The sequence below is a fragment of the Carboxylicivirga marina genome (genome assembly GCF_016612505.1).
GTDB lineage: Bacteria > Bacteroidota > Bacteroidia > Bacteroidales > Marinilabiliaceae > Carboxylicivirga > Carboxylicivirga marina.
Genome location: NZ_JAENRR010000152.1, coordinates 1 through 1,100, shown reverse-complemented (window position 1 = coordinate 1,100; position 1,100 = coordinate 1). Strand labels below are relative to the sequence as shown.

At 33.5% G+C, this 1,100-nt stretch carries 1 protein-coding gene; it reads right to left on the bottom strand.

The window, feature by feature from the left end:
• Nucleotides 1-168: 168 nt before the first annotated feature.
• Nucleotides 169-1,100 (bottom strand): IS5 family transposase (locus JIV24_RS22165; RefSeq protein ID WP_200467271.1); only part of this gene is annotated, 932 nt, incomplete at its 5' end.

Below are 1,100 nucleotides of genomic sequence, written 5' to 3'. Positions count from 1 at the left end.
AGGTGGGTTCTAAAAATTAGTTTTTTCAATTTTTGACTTGATAAAATCGCAGAACCCTTTAACGAAATTTTCAAATCATTTCAAAAATACAATCTTTGCTAAGGATGTATTATCATAATTTCTATTTGCTCGCATTTAACTAGCTAACTGATTAACAATACCATAGTATTAACTAAAAATATTTAATCGTATTACCTGCTCGTATCTAAACATGTTGTACGTTAGATTGATTAGCCCAATAATACCAGTTGCTCTTTTTATTCCGATAGATTTAACAATTAAGCCATTCATGCTTTGTTCCATAAATCCAAATACATGTTCAACTCTTGCCCGAATTTTTGATTTTTTTTTGTTATTTGCTTTCTGCAGCTCAGTCAAAGGCTTGTTTCTATATCCTTTTTCATGCACTTTATTGTTCATTTCGTATTTGTCAATTACTTTCTCCTGATCCTCACCAGTATAAGCACTATCTGCATGAAAATCCTGTCCTTTATCTTCTTCTTCAAGCAAATCGTCCAAAGCTTGTGAATCATGCACCGAGGCATCAGTGACTTTATATTTATCAATGAATTTACTTTTGGTATCTACCTTTGCATGATTTTTATAGCCGTAAAAAGTCTCCCCATTTTTCTTTGTCCAACGGGCATCTGTATCTTTATGTTTCTTCTTGTTGGGCTTGTCGTTCCATAAGTCGTTGCCTTTACCTTCCTTTATTTTCTTGTTTTCCTCACGGGTATTGCGTTGACGTGGTGCAACGGTAAAACTAGCGTCAATCATTTTACCTTCATTCATTATTAGCCCTTTAGAATTGAGATAATCATTAAATTGTGAAAAAATTTTCTCGACCAAACCTTCATTTGTAAGTTTTTCACGAAAAGCCCATACCGTTTTTTCGTCTGGAACCTTGTCGCCACTTTCAAGACCAAGAAACTTTTTAAAACTGATTCTGTCAATAATTTGGTATTCTAATTGTGAATCGCCAAGCCCATAATAACGCTGTAATACCAATATTTTAAACATCATTACTACATCAAATGGCTTGGCTCCTGCATTGCTTTTCTTCTCTTTGTTTAAAAGTCCTTTTTCTAGAGTATCTCTAA